At 70.2% G+C, this 14,606-nt stretch carries 11 protein-coding genes; 4 read left to right on the top strand and 7 right to left on the bottom strand.

What is annotated here, in order from left to right; translation table 11 throughout:
- Window positions 1-25: 25 nt before the first annotated feature.
- Window positions 26-2,458, bottom strand: a complete 2,433-nt coding sequence (locus BC793_RS02330) for a Tex family protein (protein ID WP_109588839.1) — start codon at window positions 2,456-2,458, stop codon at window positions 26-28.
- 419 nt (window positions 2,459-2,877) lie between these two features.
- Here BC793_RS02330 and BC793_RS02325 point away from each other — a divergent pair, with 419 nt between their 5' ends.
- Together BC793_RS02325 and BC793_RS02320 are read left to right on the top strand one after the other, a co-directional pair.
- Window positions 2,878-3,597, top strand: coding sequence for a PP2C family protein-serine/threonine phosphatase (locus BC793_RS02325; protein ID WP_109588838.1), 720 nt, complete (start codon window positions 2,878-2,880; stop codon window positions 3,595-3,597).
- A 5-nt stretch (window positions 3,598-3,602) separates the two neighbouring features.
- Window positions 3,603-4,625, top strand: coding sequence for a hypothetical protein (locus BC793_RS02320; protein WP_109588837.1), 1,023 nt, complete (start codon window positions 3,603-3,605; stop codon window positions 4,623-4,625).
- Window positions 4,626-4,632: 7 nt separating this feature from the next.
- Here BC793_RS02320 and BC793_RS02315 read toward each other — a convergent pair whose 3' ends face one another.
- Complete coding sequence (locus BC793_RS02315; RefSeq protein WP_109588836.1) at window positions 4,633-5,004, bottom strand: MmcQ/YjbR family DNA-binding protein; 372 nt, start codon at window positions 5,002-5,004, stop codon at window positions 4,633-4,635.
- A 48-nt stretch (window positions 5,005-5,052) separates the two neighbouring features.
- Between BC793_RS02315 and BC793_RS02310 the strand changes: the two genes are divergently transcribed.
- Window positions 5,053-5,583 (top strand): GNAT family N-acetyltransferase, encoded by a 531-nt coding sequence (locus tag BC793_RS02310; protein WP_109589101.1) that lies wholly within the window; start codon window positions 5,053-5,055, stop codon window positions 5,581-5,583.
- Window positions 5,584-5,672: 89 nt separating this feature from the next.
- On the opposite strand, the gene glgB is transcribed toward BC793_RS02310, so the two are convergent.
- The 4 genes from glgB to BC793_RS02290 form a co-directional block, all read right to left on the bottom strand.
- Entirely contained in the window at window positions 5,673-7,778 is a 2,106-nt protein-coding gene (gene glgB / locus BC793_RS02305; protein WP_109589100.1) for a 1,4-alpha-glucan branching protein GlgB, read from the bottom strand.
- Window positions 7,779-7,849: 71 nt separating this feature from the next.
- Window positions 7,850-9,154 (bottom strand): maltokinase N-terminal cap-like domain-containing protein, encoded by a 1,305-nt coding sequence (locus BC793_RS02300; RefSeq protein ID WP_109588835.1) that lies wholly within the window; start codon window positions 9,152-9,154, stop codon window positions 7,850-7,852.
- Window positions 9,151-10,908 (bottom strand): maltose alpha-D-glucosyltransferase, encoded by a 1,758-nt coding sequence (gene treS / locus BC793_RS02295; protein WP_109588834.1) that lies wholly within the window; start codon window positions 10,906-10,908, stop codon window positions 9,151-9,153. Before treS ends, BC793_RS02300 begins: the two co-directional genes overlap by 4 nt.
- An 88-nt stretch (window positions 10,909-10,996) precedes the next feature.
- A complete protein-coding gene (locus BC793_RS02290; protein WP_109589099.1) occupies window positions 10,997-12,961 on the bottom strand; it encodes an alpha-1,4-glucan--maltose-1-phosphate maltosyltransferase in 1,965 nt (654 codons plus the stop codon).
- A gap of 445 nt (window positions 12,962-13,406) precedes the next feature.
- Here BC793_RS02290 and BC793_RS02285 point away from each other — a divergent pair, with 445 nt between their 5' ends.
- On the top strand, window positions 13,407-13,994 hold the full coding sequence (locus BC793_RS02285; RefSeq protein ID WP_109588833.1) for a hypothetical protein: 588 nt from the start codon (window positions 13,407-13,409) through the stop codon (window positions 13,992-13,994).
- A 145-nt stretch (window positions 13,995-14,139) separates the two neighbouring features.
- On the opposite strand, the gene BC793_RS02280 is transcribed toward BC793_RS02285, so the two are convergent.
- Window positions 14,140-14,604, bottom strand: coding sequence for a PPOX class F420-dependent oxidoreductase (locus BC793_RS02280; RefSeq protein WP_109588832.1), 465 nt, complete (start codon window positions 14,602-14,604; stop codon window positions 14,140-14,142).
- Window positions 14,605-14,606 lie beyond the last annotated feature (2 nt).

Genomic DNA, 14,606 nt, shown 5'->3' with positions numbered 1-14,606 from the left:
GGCCGCCGCCCGGGCCTCGTCACGTTCAGTCGCGGGTCAGCCCGGCCCGGCGCAGGGCGTCGGCCATGGCGCTGTTGCCGAAACTGTTTCCGCCGCCGCCCTGACCGCCCCGCTGGCCGCCGCCCTGCCGGGGCTGCCGCTGAGCGCCCTGGCCGCCCTGGCGCTGGCCGCCCTGACCGCCGCCGCCCTGGCGCTGGCCGCCCTGGCCGCCCTGACCGCCGTCCTGGCGCTGCCCCTGGCCGCCGCCCGGCCGGCCCTGACCGCGGTCCTCCCGCGGCTGGCGGCCCTTGTTCGGCTCGTCGCTCAGGCGCATGGTCAGCGAGATCCGCTTACGGACCGGGTCGACCTCCAGGACGCGGACCTTCACCACGTCACCGGACTTCACCACCTCGCGCGGGTCCTGCACGAACTTCTCGGAGAGCGCCGACACGTGCACGAGCCCGTCCTGGTGGACGCCGATGTCGACGAACGCGCCGAACGCCGCCACGTTCGTCACCTGGCCCTCCAGGATCATGCCCGGCTTCAGGTCGGCGATCTTCTCGACGCCCTCGGCGAAGGTGGCCGTGGTGAACGCCGGCCGCGGGTCACGGCCCGGCTTCTCCAGCTCCTTGAGGATGTCGGTGATGGTCGGCAGGCCGACGGTGTCGGTGACGAACTTGTCCGGCCGGATGCCCTTGAGCAGCGGGCTGTTGCCGATCAGCGTCTTCACGTCCGATCCGGCGTCCGCCGCGATCGTCCGGACCAGCGGGTACGACTCCGGGTGCACGCTGGAGAAGTCGAGCGGGTCCTCGCCGTCCCGGATCCGGAGGAAGCCGGCGCACTGCTCGAACGCCTTCGGGCCCAGCCGGGCCACGTTCCGGATCTCCTTGCGGTTGCGGAACGGGCCGTTCTGGTCGCGGTGCATCACGATGTTCTCGGCGAGACCGGCGGTGATCCCGGAGACCCGGGTCAGCAGCGGCGCCGAGGCGGTGTTGACGTCGACGCCGACGCCGTTCACACAGTCCTCGACCACCGCGTCCAGCGAGCGGGCCAGCTTCACCTCGGACAGGTCGTGCTGGTACTGGCCGACGCCGATCGACTTAGGGTCGATCTTCACCAGCTCGGCGAGCGGGTCCTGCAGGCGGCGGGCGATGGAGACCGCGCCGCGCAGCGACACGTCCATGCCGGGCAGTTCCTGCGATGCGTACGCCGACGCCGAGTAGACCGACGCCCCCGCCTCGGAGACGACCACCTTGGTCAGCTTGGCGTCCGGGTGCCGCTTGATCAGCTCGGTGGCCAGCTTGTCGGTCTCGCGGGACGCGGTGCCGTTACCGATCGCGATCAGCTCGACCTGGTGCTTGGAGGCCAGCGCCGCCAGCCGGTGGATCGACTCGTCCCACTTGTTCTGCGGCACGTGCGGGTAGATCACGTCGGTGGCCACGCATTTTCCGGTCGCGTCCACGACGGCGACCTTCACCCCGGTGCGGAAACCGGGATCCAGACCCATCGTGGTACGGGTGCCGGCGGGCGCCGCGAGCAGCAGGTCACGCAGGTTGGCGGCGAAGACGCGGACCGCCTCGTCCTCGGCCGCCTCCCGCAGCCGGACCCGCAGGTCGGCGCCGAGGTGGATGAGGATCCGGGTGCGCCACGCCCAGCGGACCGTGTCGACCAGCCACTTGTCGCCGGGCCGGCGCAGGTCGGTGATCCCGTTGCGGAAGGCGATGCGGCCCTCGAAGTAGCCCTCGTCCTCCTCCGGGTGCGGCTCCATGGTGAGGTCGAGGACGTCCTCCTTCTCCCCGCGCAGCATCGCCAGGATGCGGTGCGAGGGCAGCTTGGAGTACGGCTCGGCGAAGTCGAAGTAGTCGGAGAACTTCGCGCCGTCGGTCTGCTTGCCGTCGCGGACCTTGGCGACCAGCCGCCCCCGCGTCCACATCTGCTCCCGCAGCTCGCCGATCAGGTCGGCGTCCTCGGCGAACCGCTCGATCAGGATCGCCCGCGCGCCGTCCAGGGCGGCCTGTGGATCGGCGACCCCCTTCTCGGGGTCCACGAACGCCGCTGCGGCCGCTTTCGGGTCGACCGTGGGGTCGCCCAGCAGACCGTCGGCGAGCGGCTCCAGGCCCGCCTCACGGGCGATCATCGCCTTGGTCCGCCGTTTCGGCTTGAACGGGAGGTAGATGTCCTCCAGGCGGGCCTTCGTGTCGGCCTCGAGGATCTGCTGCTCCAGGGCGTCGTCGAGCTTGCCCTGGGAGCGGATCGACTCCAGCACCGCGGCCCGCCGGTCCTCGAGCTCCCGCAGGTAACCCAGGCGCTCCTCGAGGGTCCGCAGCTGGGCGTCGTTCAGGGTGCCGGTCACCTCCTTGCGGTAGCGGGCGATGAACGGCACCGTGGCCCCGCCGTCGAGCAGCTCGACCGCGGCGGTGACCTGCCCTTCCCGTACCCCGAGCTCCGAGGCGATGCGCTGATGGATAGCTGTCGTCACGTCGACGATTGTTACCGAGCCCGCGCCGCCGTGTCGCCCCACCCCGCACTGTCACCCTCGCGCGACCGTCCGGCGGGCCTCCGGCCGCGTGCCGGCGAACGCGGGGTACCGCTTGCGAGGGACGCCCGGAACGTCCCGTGAACCGTGCGCCGGGCCCGCCCGTACCCCGATGTCGCGAATGTCACGTCGGTCTTGCACGGCGTGTCGCGGTGGCGCGGGCGCCGCCGATCGTGACCGCGCACGCCAAGATCCGGCGCCGGACCGCCCGGAAACCCGGCCGCAAGGGCTGTGACCTGCGCCATCATCCCGTCGAGGGGGGTTGCCGCCCGGGTCGGCCTCACAGTGGCATACCAGGGATCCGCCGACACTTGGTAGGAGGTACTAGAGACAACGGATTTGGGCTTTGGCACAGTTGTCACATGACGCTTGCTGTCCGGGCGGTCGCCGCCACTGATCAGGGCCTGGTCCGGTCCAACAACGAAGACGCCGTCTTCGTCGGTAATCGACTCTTCGTGGTGGCGGACGGCATGGGTGGGCTCCCCGCCGGAGAGCTGGCGAGCGACATCCTGGTGCAGAGCCTGAGCGTCGTCGACACCGCTCCGGACAACGGCGAGCCGCTCCAGGATCTGATCAACGCCCTCCAGACCGCCAACCAGCGGATCGAGGCCTCCGTCGCCGAGGACGACGCCCGTGACGGCATGGGCACCACGGTGACCGCCCTGCTGCTCTCCGGCGACCGCCTGGCCGCCCTCAACGTCGGCGACTCCCGGTGCTATCTGCTGCGCGACGGCGACTTCCAGCAGCTCACCCGGGACGACACCTACGTGCAGGCCCTGGTCGACCAGGGTGTTCTCACCCCCGACGACGCCCGCCGCCACCCGCAGCGGGCGCTGGTCACCCAGGCCGTGCAGGGCGGCCCGTTCCGCCCGGCCGGCCGGATGATCCCGGCCCGGGTCGGCGACCGCTACCTGCTGTGCAGTGACGGGCTCTCCGACTACGTCGAGGACACCGTGATCGCCCAGACACTGCGCGACGTCGCCGACCGCAAGAGCTGCGCCGCCGAATTGGTCAACCGCACCCTCGAGAACGGGGCGCCGGACAACGTCACGGTCATCATCGCCGACGTCGTCGAAGCCTGACGACGATGATCAGCCGCCGCGTCCCCACCGGCGCGGCGGTTGCCGTCCGGCATCCGGCCCGCGCCGCCGCCCGCCTTCGCGCCGCCACGGTGGCCGCCGGCCCGGCCGTGTGCCGCGCCGGCCGTCGTCTGCTCGCGGGAGCGGCGGCTGCGGGCCTGGTCGTGTGCCGTGCGGGCCTTCGTCTGCTCGCGGGAGCGGCGGCCGTTGGCCTGGTCGTGGCGCTCGGCGGCTGCGGTGGTGGCAGTGCTGAGCCGCCGTTGCCGGAGTTGCGGTTGCGGGCCACCGCCGAGCAGTGGCGGCAGGACGAGGTGGCCCGGCAACTCGGGATCGCTCTGCACAACGACGGTGCCGCGCCGGTCTGGGTCTCCCGGGTCGAACCGGACCTGCCGTCCTTCGAGGGCGAGGCCCCGGTCGACACACCGGCCCTCCTGCCGCCGAACGGGCTCCGGGTGGACGTCACCGTGCCCTACGGCACCGGAGGCTGCACAGCGGCCGCTGAGCCGTCCTACGTGACCGTCGTGGCGCGCGCCGAGGGCGACACCCGCACCCAGCGGGTCCGTCTGGCCCTGCCGCACCCCAACGAGCTGCTGAACCGGCTGCTCGCCGACGACTGCGCCGCCGAGACCGTCCGCAACAGCGTGACGCTGCGCTTCGGCGACTGGACCGACCTGGGTGCCGACGGGGTCCGCGGCAGCCTCGTCGTCGAACGGACCGGCGCGGCCACCGGCACGGTCCGCCTGCACTCCTTCGACGGCAACGTCATGTATCGCCTCACCTACCGCCAGGCCACCCCGCTGGCCGAGGTCACCGCCGCCGCCCCGGCCGCCACGCTGCCGTTCGTCGCGTCGCCCCTGCGCTGCGACCTGCACGCCTTCGCCGAGGTGAAGAAACCCTTCGAATTCCCGGTACGGGTCTCGCTGGACGGGGGCAGCCGGCTTTACACGACCGTCCCGGTCGACGACGACGACCGCACGGCATTGGACACCATGCTGCGCCGCAACTGCGGCGTCCCGCCCGCCGGATCCTGACCGGCGCTCAGCTCCCGGCCTCGTCGAGCCGGGCGAGCAGTGTCTTCGGGGCGACGGCGCGGAAGGCGTCGGTGCAGAGCTCGGCGATCTCGGACCAGTCGGGGTCCCGGTCGAGACGGACGCCGACCCAGCCGCGGTGGCCCACATAGGGTGGCCGGAAGAAACGGGCCGGATCGGCGGCGATCAGCTCCGCCTGGGCGCCCGGTGGGGCCGCGCACCACAGATGCGGGAAGTCGTCGTCGTGGTGGCCGTCCGGCCAGAGCATCACGAACTGCTTCGCACCCCGGACGAAGAACGCCGGAGCGCCGTGGCTCAGGCGCTCGGTCGCCTCGGGCAGGCGCAGGCAGACGGCCCGGATCCGCTCGGTCGTCGAGTCCATGCCCCGCATTCTGCACCCGGGGTGTGACATATTCTCGGGCGCGTGCTGATGGCTACCGAACGGCTGATCCTGCGGCGGTTCCGGGCGTCCGACGCGCCGGCGCTGGCGGCCTACCGATCCGATCCCGAGGTGGCGCGCTACCAGTCGTGGGACGCGCCCTTCCCGATCGAGAGGGCGCGGGTCGCGGTCCGCAACTTCGCGGCGAGTTCACCGGCGGCGGCGGGCTGGTTCCAGTACGCGATCGAGCTCGCCGCCGAGCAGCGCCTGATCGGGGACGTGGCGGTGCGGCTGCACGACAACCTGCTCCAGGGGGAGATCGGGTTCACGCTGGCCACGGCGTACCAGCGGAGGGGTTTCGCGACCGAGGCGGTGGGCGCCGTGCTGGACCGGCTGTTCCGGGTGCAGGGCCTGCACAAGGTCACCGGGGAGTGCGACGCGCGCAACATCCGGTCGGCGGCGCTGATGGAGCGGCTGGGATTCCGCCGCGAGGGCCTGCTGCGGCAGCAGACCTACATCAAAGGCGAGTGGACCGACGACCTGCTGTACGGCCTGCTGTCCACCGAGTGGACCGGCCGCTGATCGGGCGCAGCCCTTCGGGAGAAGGCCGGGGGAGTGGCGGTTCCCCGGCTGCGCGTGCTGTCTCCGCACAGCCGGGGAGGAAACGGTGGTCAGCTCTCGTGGCGCAGCCAGACGGCGCCCAGCGGCGGGATCCGCAGGGACACCGAGGCGTCGAAGCCGTGCCAGGCGAGGTTCTCCGCCTCGACCTGGCCCAGGTTGCCGACGCCGGAGCCGCCGTAGAGCTCGCTGTCGGTGTTGATCACCTCGGTCCAGCGGCCGGCCCGGGGGAGCCCGATGCGGTAACCCTCGTGCGGGACGGCGGCGAAGTTGACGATGCACGCCAGGGTGTCGCCGTTCGGCGCGAACCGGACGAACGAGAAGGTGTTGTGTTGCGAGTCCTCGCTGGTGATCCACCGGAAGCCGGACGGGCTGGTGTCCTGCGTCCACAGGGCGGGCGTCTCGCGGTAGACCCGGTTGAGGTCCTTGACCAGGCCGCGGATACCGCCGAACTGCGGGTCGTCGAGCAGTCCCCAGTTCAGGCCGCTGCCCTCGTTCCACTCGGCCAGGTCACCCATCTCGGCGCCCATGAAGATCAGCTGCTTGCCGGTGAACGCCCACATGAAACCGAGCAGCGCCCGCGTGTTGGCGAGTTTCTGCCACAGGTCGCCGGGCATCTTGCCGGTCAGCGAGCCCTTGCCGTGCACCACCTCGTCGTGGCTGATCGGCAGGGTGTAGTTCTCGCTCCACGCGTAGACGGTGGCGAAGGTCATCTGGTGGTGGTGCCACTGCCGGTGGACCGGCTCCTTCTCCATGTAGGAGAGGGTGTCGTTCATCCAGCCCATGTTCCATTTGAAGCCGAAACCGAGCCCGCCGAGGTGGGTGGGGCGGGTGACGCCCGGCCACGCGGTGGACTCCTCGGCGATCGTCATGACCCCTGGGTGGTTCTTGTAGACGGTCGCGTTCATCTCCTGGAGGAAGCTGATCGCGTCCAGGTTCTCCCGGCCGCCGTACTGGTTCGGGGTCCACTCGCCCTCCTTGCGCGAGTAGTCCAGGTAGAGCATCGACGCGACGGCGTCGACCCGCAGGCCGTCGGCGTGGAACTCCTCGCACCAGTAGAGCGCGTTGGCGACCAGGAAGTTGCGGACCTCCTTGCGGCCGAAGTCGAAGACGTACGTACCCCAGTCGGGGTGCTCGCCGCGCCGCCAGTCGCCGTGCTCGTAGAGCGGGCTGCCGTCGAACCGGGCCAGCGCCCACTCGTCCTTCGGGAAGTGGGCGGGCACCCAGTCGAGGATCACGCCGATGCCGGCCTGGTGCAGCTTGTCGACCAGGTGCCGGAACTCGTCAGGGGAGCCGAACCGGGAGGTCGGCGCGTAGTAGCCGGTGACCTGGTAACCCCACGAACCGCCGAACGGGTGCTCCATGACCGGCATCAGCTCGACGTGGGTGAAACCCGTCTCGACGACGTAGTCGACCAGCTGGGTGGCCAGCTCGGTGTAGGACAGGCCGGGCCGCCACGAGCCCAGGTGCACCTCGTAGACGCTGATCGGCTCCTGGTGCCACGACTTACGGGCCCGCTCACGCATCCACTGCTCGTCGTGCCACTGGTACGACGACTGGTAGACGACCGACGCGGTGGCCGGCGGCACCTCGGTGTGCTGGGCCAGCGGGTCGGCGTGCTCGCGCCACACCCCGTCCCGGCCGAGGATCTTGAACTTGTACTTGGTGCCGATGTGCGCGCCCGGGATGTACAGCTCCCACACGCCGCTGGAGCCGAGTGACCGCATCGGCCATCCGTCGTACGGCCCCCAGCCGGCGAAGTCGCCGACCACCTGCACGCCGCGGGCACCCGGCGCCCACACCGCGAAGCCGACACCGGCACCCCGCGGCTGTGCGCCGAGCACCTTCCACAGCTTCTCGTGCCGGCCCTCGCCGATCAGGTGCAGGTCGAGTTCGCCGAGCGTGGGCAGGTGCCGGTACGGGTCGTCGCACTGCGTCCCGTCCACGTCGATCCGGTAGTCGAGCACGGTTCCGGGCAGCTCGGCCGCGAAGATGCCGCCGGGGTGCACCTGGGTCGCCTCGTATCGCTCGCCCTCGTGCAGGACGGCCACCGCCGTGGCGCCCTTGCGCAGCGTGCGGACGACGGTGCGGCCGCCGTGCGGGTGTGCACCGAGGACCCCGTGCGGATCGTGGGAGTCCCCGGCGATCACGCTGTCCATGGCGCGTTTGTCGGCGGCGAGCCGTGCGGTGGTGGTCTGACCGATCATGGTGTTGGGGTGCCCTCCGGGATTCATCCGACGAGCCGGGCGATCGACCGCAGGGGGATCCGCAGCCAGCCGGGCCGGTGTCGGGCTTCGTAAGCGGCTTCGTAGACCGCCTTGTCCAGTTCGTATGCCGCCAGCAGCGCCGCCCGGTCACGCGGGTCGGAGCCCGCGACGTGCGTGTACCCGTCGCAGAACGCCGCCCGGTTGCGGTCCACCCACTCGCGGGCCCGCGCCGCCAGGGGCTCGTCGTCGTCCTGGTCGACCAGCAGCTGGTAGGCCGCGTACTCGTAGGAGCGCAGCACCCCGGCCACATCGCGCAGCGGCGAGTCGGGCAGCCGCCGCTCGTCCAGCGGCTGGCCGGGCTCACCCTCGAAGTCGATCAGCAGCCAGCTCTCCGGGGTGCGCAGCACCTGCCCGAGATGCAGGTCGCCGTGGATGCGCTGGACCTCGACCTGCTCGCCGGTGAGAGAGTTGAACCGGTCGGTGATCGCCGGGACGTACTGCTGGAGTTCCGGCACCGCGTCGGCGGCGGTCCGCAGCCGGGCCAGGACCGCGTCCAGCGGGAACGGCGCCGGGCCGCTGCCGAGTTCCTCGGCGAGCGTCAGGTGGACCGAGGCGACCGCCTCGCCCAGCCGGTACGACTCGCCCTGGAAGTCGCCGCCCACCTCGTCCGCGGCGAACGCGGCGTCGGCGAACAGGTCCCGTGCCGAGGCGGTGGCCATCGCCCAGCCCTCGGCCGAGTTGACCGCGTACTCGGTGACCATGCCCAGCGAGCAGTCGTCGGCGGCCTGGAACGACCCGAGCAGCCGGGCCACGTGCGAGTTGCCGGCCCGGCCGAGGACCCGGTTCAGCTCGATGTCCGGGTTGACCCCGCACGTCACCCGCCGGAACAGCTTGAGAATGGCGTCCTGGTCGAAGATCACGCTGGTGTTGCTCTGTTCCGCGTCGAACACCCGCGGCCAGGCCTCCAGGGGCAGTGTGACGTCCGGTTCCTTCTCGAAGGTGATGTCACCGGCCGTCTCCGACCGGTCGACCAGGCCCAGCAGGTGCCGGGCGGCCGCCGGATCGTAGAGGGCGTCGTAGCCCACCCGGCCGTCGTCGGCGGTGCCGATCGTGGCGACCTGGCTGTACTCCGGGATCGGGCCGGCACCCCAGCCGACCAGGACCTGGTATCGCTCTGAGCTACCGTCGGTGTACTCCGCGTCGACGAGGATCAGCTCGAGATCCTCGCCGAGCGTGGTGGCGGACGCCTCCTTGACCGAGGACAGGACTCGGCTGCGCCCGGCGTACCAGCGCTGTTTCGGTAACCACTCGGCGAAAGGCAGCGTCATTGCTTCTCCTCCGACCCGCACAACTGGAACCAATAGAACCCGTGCCCCGGCAGCGTCAACAGATACGGCAGTTGACCGATGCGGGGGAAGTTGACGTGCCCGGTCAGCTCCACCGGGGTGTACCCGTTCCAGTGCTGCAGGTTCAGCTCGATCGGTTGCGGGAAGCGTGACAGGTTGTTGACGCACAGCACCACGTCGTCGCCGTGTTCGCGCAGATAGGCGAGAACCGACGGGTTCGAGCCGCCCAGCTCGCGGAACGTGCCGACGGCGAACGCCTCGTGTCTGCGGCGGACGGCGAGCATGGTGCGGGTCCAGTTGAGCAGCGACGTCGCGCTGTCCCGCTGGGCCTCCACGTTGACCGCCTGGTAGCCGTACACCGGGTCCTGGTTGACCGGCAGGTAGAGCCGGCCCGGTGTGGCCGTGGAGAAGCCGGCGTTACGGTCCGGGGTCCACTGCATCGGGGTGCGCACACCGTCACGGTCACCGAGCCAGATGTTGTCGCCCATCCCGATCTCGTCGCCGTAATACAGCACCGGCGAGCCGGGCAGCGACAGCAGCATGGCGGTGAACAGTTCGATCTGGTTGCGGTCGTTCTCCAGCAGCGGGGCGAGCCGGCGGCGGATACCGACGTTCGCCTTCATCCGCGGATCCTTGGCGTACTCCGAATACATGTAGTCGCGTTCTTCGTCGGTCACCATCTCGAGCGTCAGCTCGTCGTGGTTACGCAGGAAGATGCCCCACTGGGTGTTCTCCGGGATCGGCGGCGTCTGGGCCAGGATCTCCGAGATCGGGAAACGCGACTCCCGGCGTACGGCCATGAAGATGCGTGGCATCAGCGGGAAGTGGAACGCCATGTGGCACTCGTCGCCGCCACTGCGCGGATCGCCGAAGTACTCCACGACGTCGGCCGGCCACTGGTTCGCCTCGGCCAGCAGGACCCGGCCCGGGAACTCGTCGTCGATCACCTTGCGGCAGTGCTTCAGGAACGCGTGGGTGGCCGGCAGGTTCTCGCAGTTGGTGCCCTCCTCCTCGAAGAGGTACGGCACCGCGTCCAGCCGGAACCCGTCGATGCCGAGGTCGAGCCAGAACCGCAGCACGTCCAGCATGGCCTCCTGCACCTTCGGATTCTCGTAGTTGAGATCCGGCTGGTGCGAGAAGAACCGGTGCCAGTAGAACTGCCGCCGCACCGGGTCGAACGTCCAGTTCGACTCCTCGGTGTCGACGAAGATGATCCGCGCGTCCTGGTACTTCTCGCTGGTGTCGTTCCAGACGTAGAAGTCGCCGTACGGACCCTCCGGGTCGTGCCGCGACGCCTGGAACCAGGGGTGCGAGTCGGACGTGTGGTTCATGACCAGGTCGGTGATCACCCGGATGCCGCGCTTGTGTGCCGCGTCCAGCAGGGCCACGAAGTCGTCGACCGTCCCGAACTCCGGCAGCACCTTGTAGAAGTCCCGGATGTCATACCCGCCGTCGCGCAGCGGCGAGTCGTAGAAGGGCGGCAGCCAGAGACAGTCCACACCGAGCCATTGCAGGTAGTCGAGCCGCTCGATGAGACCTCGCAGGTCGCCACCGCCGTCGGAGCCCGAGTCGTAGAACGCCCGCACCAGCACCTCGTAGAACACGGCCCGCTGGAACCAGGTCCGGTCCGCCGGAAGCGCGCGGGCGTGCCCGAAGTCATCGGAGGTCGGATGCTCGACCACCCCGCCCTCGTTGTGGCTTCCCTCGGCCGGGTCGTGCTCGCTCGACAGCTCCATCTGTTCCCCCTACCCCGCCTTGACGACGAAGATGCCTGTCCCGTCTTGACGACGAAGTGCCTTATCCCGCCTTGACGACGAAGTGCTTTTACCCCGTCTTGACGACGAAGATGTGGGCCGGCTCGACGAACGGGTCGATCCGGACCGGGTTGTACTGACCCCACTCGTAGGTGGCGCCGGTGATCTGGTCGACCACCGTGAACCGGTCGTGCCAGTCCAGGCCCAGCGCCGGCATGTCCAGAGTGGTGTTGCCCCACTGCACGTTGTGGCTGTCGAACGAGCAGATGACCAGGACCGTGTTGCCGGTGTCCGGATCACGCTTGGAGAAGCAGAGCAGCGCGCCGTTGTCGACCTCGTGGAACCGCAGGTTCCGCAGCCAGTGCAGTGCCGGGTTCTCGTCCCGGGTGCGGTTCAGCTTGGTCAGGTACGGCGCGAGCGAACGGCCGGCCCGCTCGGCGGCCGCCCAGTCGCGCGGCTTCAGCTCGAACTTCTCGTTGTCGATGTACTCCTCGGCGCCCGGCCGCGGCACGTGCTCGAACAGCTCATACCCGGAGTAGAGGCCCCACGACGGGGTGAGCATCGAGGCCAGCACCGCGCGGATCTTGAACATCGGCGGGCCGCCGACCTGGAGCGACTCGTGCAGGATGTCCGGCGTGTTCGGCCAGAAGTTCGGCCGCATCCAGTCGATCGAGGTCAGCAGCTCCTGCATGTACTGGCGCATCTCCTGCGCGGAGGTGCGCCAGGTGAAGTAGGTGTACGACTGGGTGAACCCGATCTTGCCGAGCCCGTTCATCATCGCCGGCCGGGTGAACGCCTCGGCCAGGAACAGCACGTCCGGGTCGGTCTCCTTGACCTTGGGGATCAGCCACTGCCAGAAGTTGATCGCCTTGGTGTGCGGGTTGTCCACCCGGAAGATTTTGATGCCGTTGTTCACCCAGTGCATCACCACGCGATAGACCTCGTCGCGCAGGGTGCGGTAGTCGTTGTCCCAGTTGATCGGGTAGATGTCCTGGTACTTCTTGGGGGGATTCTCGGCGTACGCGATGGTGCCGTCCGCCTTGGTCGTGAAGAACTGCGGGAACTGCTTGACCCACGGGTGGTCCGGGGCGGCCTGGAGGGCGAGGTCCATCGCGACCTCCATGCCGAGCTCCTCGGTCCGCGCGATGAACGCCTTGAAGTCGTCGAGCGTGCCCAGCTGCGGGTGGATCGCGTCGTGACCGCCCTCGTCGGAGCCGATCGCCCAGGGCGAGCCGACGTCCTCCGGCCGGGCCACCAGCGTGTTGTTGCGGCCCTTGCGGTTGATCTTGCCGATCGGGTGGATCGGCGGCAGGTAGACCACGTTGAAGCCCATCGCCGCGACGGCCGGCAGGCGCTCCGCGGCCGTGGCGAAGGTGCCGTGCCGGATCGGGGTCGCGTCCGGGCCGACCTCGGCGCCCTCGGAGCGCGGGAAGAACTCATACCACGCCGAGTAGAGGGCCCGGACCCGATCCACCCAGATCACGAACGACCGGGTCGTCGTGACCAGGTTGCGCACCGGGTTGTGCCAGAGCAGCTCCTCCAGGTCGAGTGCCGGGGTGACCCGGGCGAACAGCGACCGCTGCTCGTCGCGCAGCGCCGCCGCGGCCTCGCGGACCCGCTCCTCCTGCTCGGCCGGGACGATCTTGGTGGCCAGATCGAGCACGTCCGCGCCCTCGGCCAGGTCGTTGAAGAGATCCTCCGAGCCCTGCCCGGCGCCGATCTTCTTCACCACCGCGTCGCGCCACGTCCGATACGGATCATCGAACGCCTCGACGGTGAACGTCCACCGGCCGACCGAGTCCGGCCGGATCGCGGCATGCCACTGGTCGAGGCCGGGCTCGCCCGGGGTCATCCGGGTGAACGGCTTCGTCTCCCCGTCGGGGCCACGCCATACCACATTCACGCCGAGCGCGTGGTGACCTTCGCGATAGGACACCGCCGAGACCGGGACAAGCTCGCCGACCACCGCCTTCGCGGGGTAGCGGCCACCGGAAACAGCCGGTGTCACGTCTTCGATGGGGAAGCGACCGGTCATGATCTCCACCGTAGTCAGAGGGGCGCAGGAGGACTCGGCGACCGGGAAAACCACCGCCGGCGTCTCTATGACTTCTCCGCAGTGGAGGTTTTGAAACGGCCGATCGCCGCTGTGTCCCAACCTACCGGAGGGGCTGCCCCGCGGCGCATCCGGACGCGGCCGCGCGCCGCCGGAGAACACGACAATTTCACCTGTTCGCAACAGGCGGTCATCTGGCGCCGGTCGCATCGCCGGAACCGCCGTCCCCGATCCGGCGAGCAGGATCACATTCCCGGCCGGTCAGCGGGGCCGCGCCGTGCCGGTGGTGATCGCCGCGCCCACGGGAGTGTGACGGTTGCACTGCGTTGCCATCGAGGAACCCTGCTCAAGAGCGCGCCCGAGCCACCGAGTTAATCCTCGACGCGAGCCGACGACCCGGCAAGCGCACGAAGGGAGGAGCACGATCGTGGCCGGACCGTCGACCGCATTGTCCCCGGTGATCGCCGCCAGCACCCACTGGCTGGCACGGGCCTACCCGGGCGGGGAATCCAACACGGTGGCGCACACGCTCGCCGAGCTCCAGGCCCGGCAGGCCATCACGGTCGCCGCCTGGCTGCGCTACCCCACCGAGATCGACGCCGCGCTCGTCGCCATCGCCGGCCCCGGCGGCTCCGCCATCCTCGACTGGAAGGCCGGCAGTGAGCCCGACGACGAGTTCGCCGACGGCGAGGGCTGGCGCACCTGGGTCGACGAGGTCGTCGTGAGCTGGGCCGCCTGCCTGCTCGCCGACCCGCTCCTGGCCCGCCGCGGCGTCGACGCCGTGGTCGCCGCCCTGCCCGTTCCCGATCAGCGGCCCCGCCCGCACTCGCGGCGCACCGCCACCACCGGCATGCCCGCCGAGTTCCGCCGCCTCCTGCAGCCCGACGCCCGCGACCGCGAGGCCGCCGCCCTGCTGCGCCACCCCGACCTTCTCGAGCCCATCGCGGCCATGCACCGCGACACCCTTCTCTACCTCCTCGACGCTGAGCAGGAGCGCGCCCCCCTCGCGGCCTGACCTCAGCAGACCCCTCCCGAGGGGCCGGGCACACGCGGGCCCGGCCCCGCCGGAACGGGAGGGTACGAAGGCCGCAAGGCCGGCACCTCCCATGTCCTCCTGGGTGCCGGCCTTGCGGCCTCACCTCGTCTGCGGCCGGGCCCGGTCAGTCGGCCAGGCGGGCCGGGAAGCCGCCGGTGGCGATCGGCCCCCAGGACTCGATCGTCACGCGGATCAGGCATTTGCCCTGGTCACGCATCGCCTGACGGTACTCGTCCCAGTTCGGGTGCTCGCCGGAGATGCAGCGGAAATACTCGACGAGCGGCTCGACGGCGTCCGGCAGGTCGATGACCTCGGCCACGCCGTCGACCTGGACCCACGGACCGTTCCAGTCGTCGGACAGGACGGTGACGGTGACCCGCGGGTCGCGGCGGATGTTGGCGACCTTGGCCCGCTCCGGATAACTGGAGATGACGATCCGGCCCTCGGGGTCGACGCCGCACGTGTTCGGCGAGGACTGGGGACGGCCCTCCTTACGGGTGGTCAACAGGATCGCGCGGTGCCGCGGCCGCAGGAACTCGACCAGCTCCGCCCGGCTGACGCGGTTGTTCGTAGCGATGCTCCGTGCCATGA

The organism is Actinoplanes xinjiangensis (assembly GCF_003148685.1).
GTDB lineage: Bacteria > Actinomycetota > Actinomycetes > Mycobacteriales > Micromonosporaceae > Actinoplanes > Actinoplanes xinjiangensis.
This window is presented reverse-complemented; position numbering and strand designations above follow the sequence as displayed.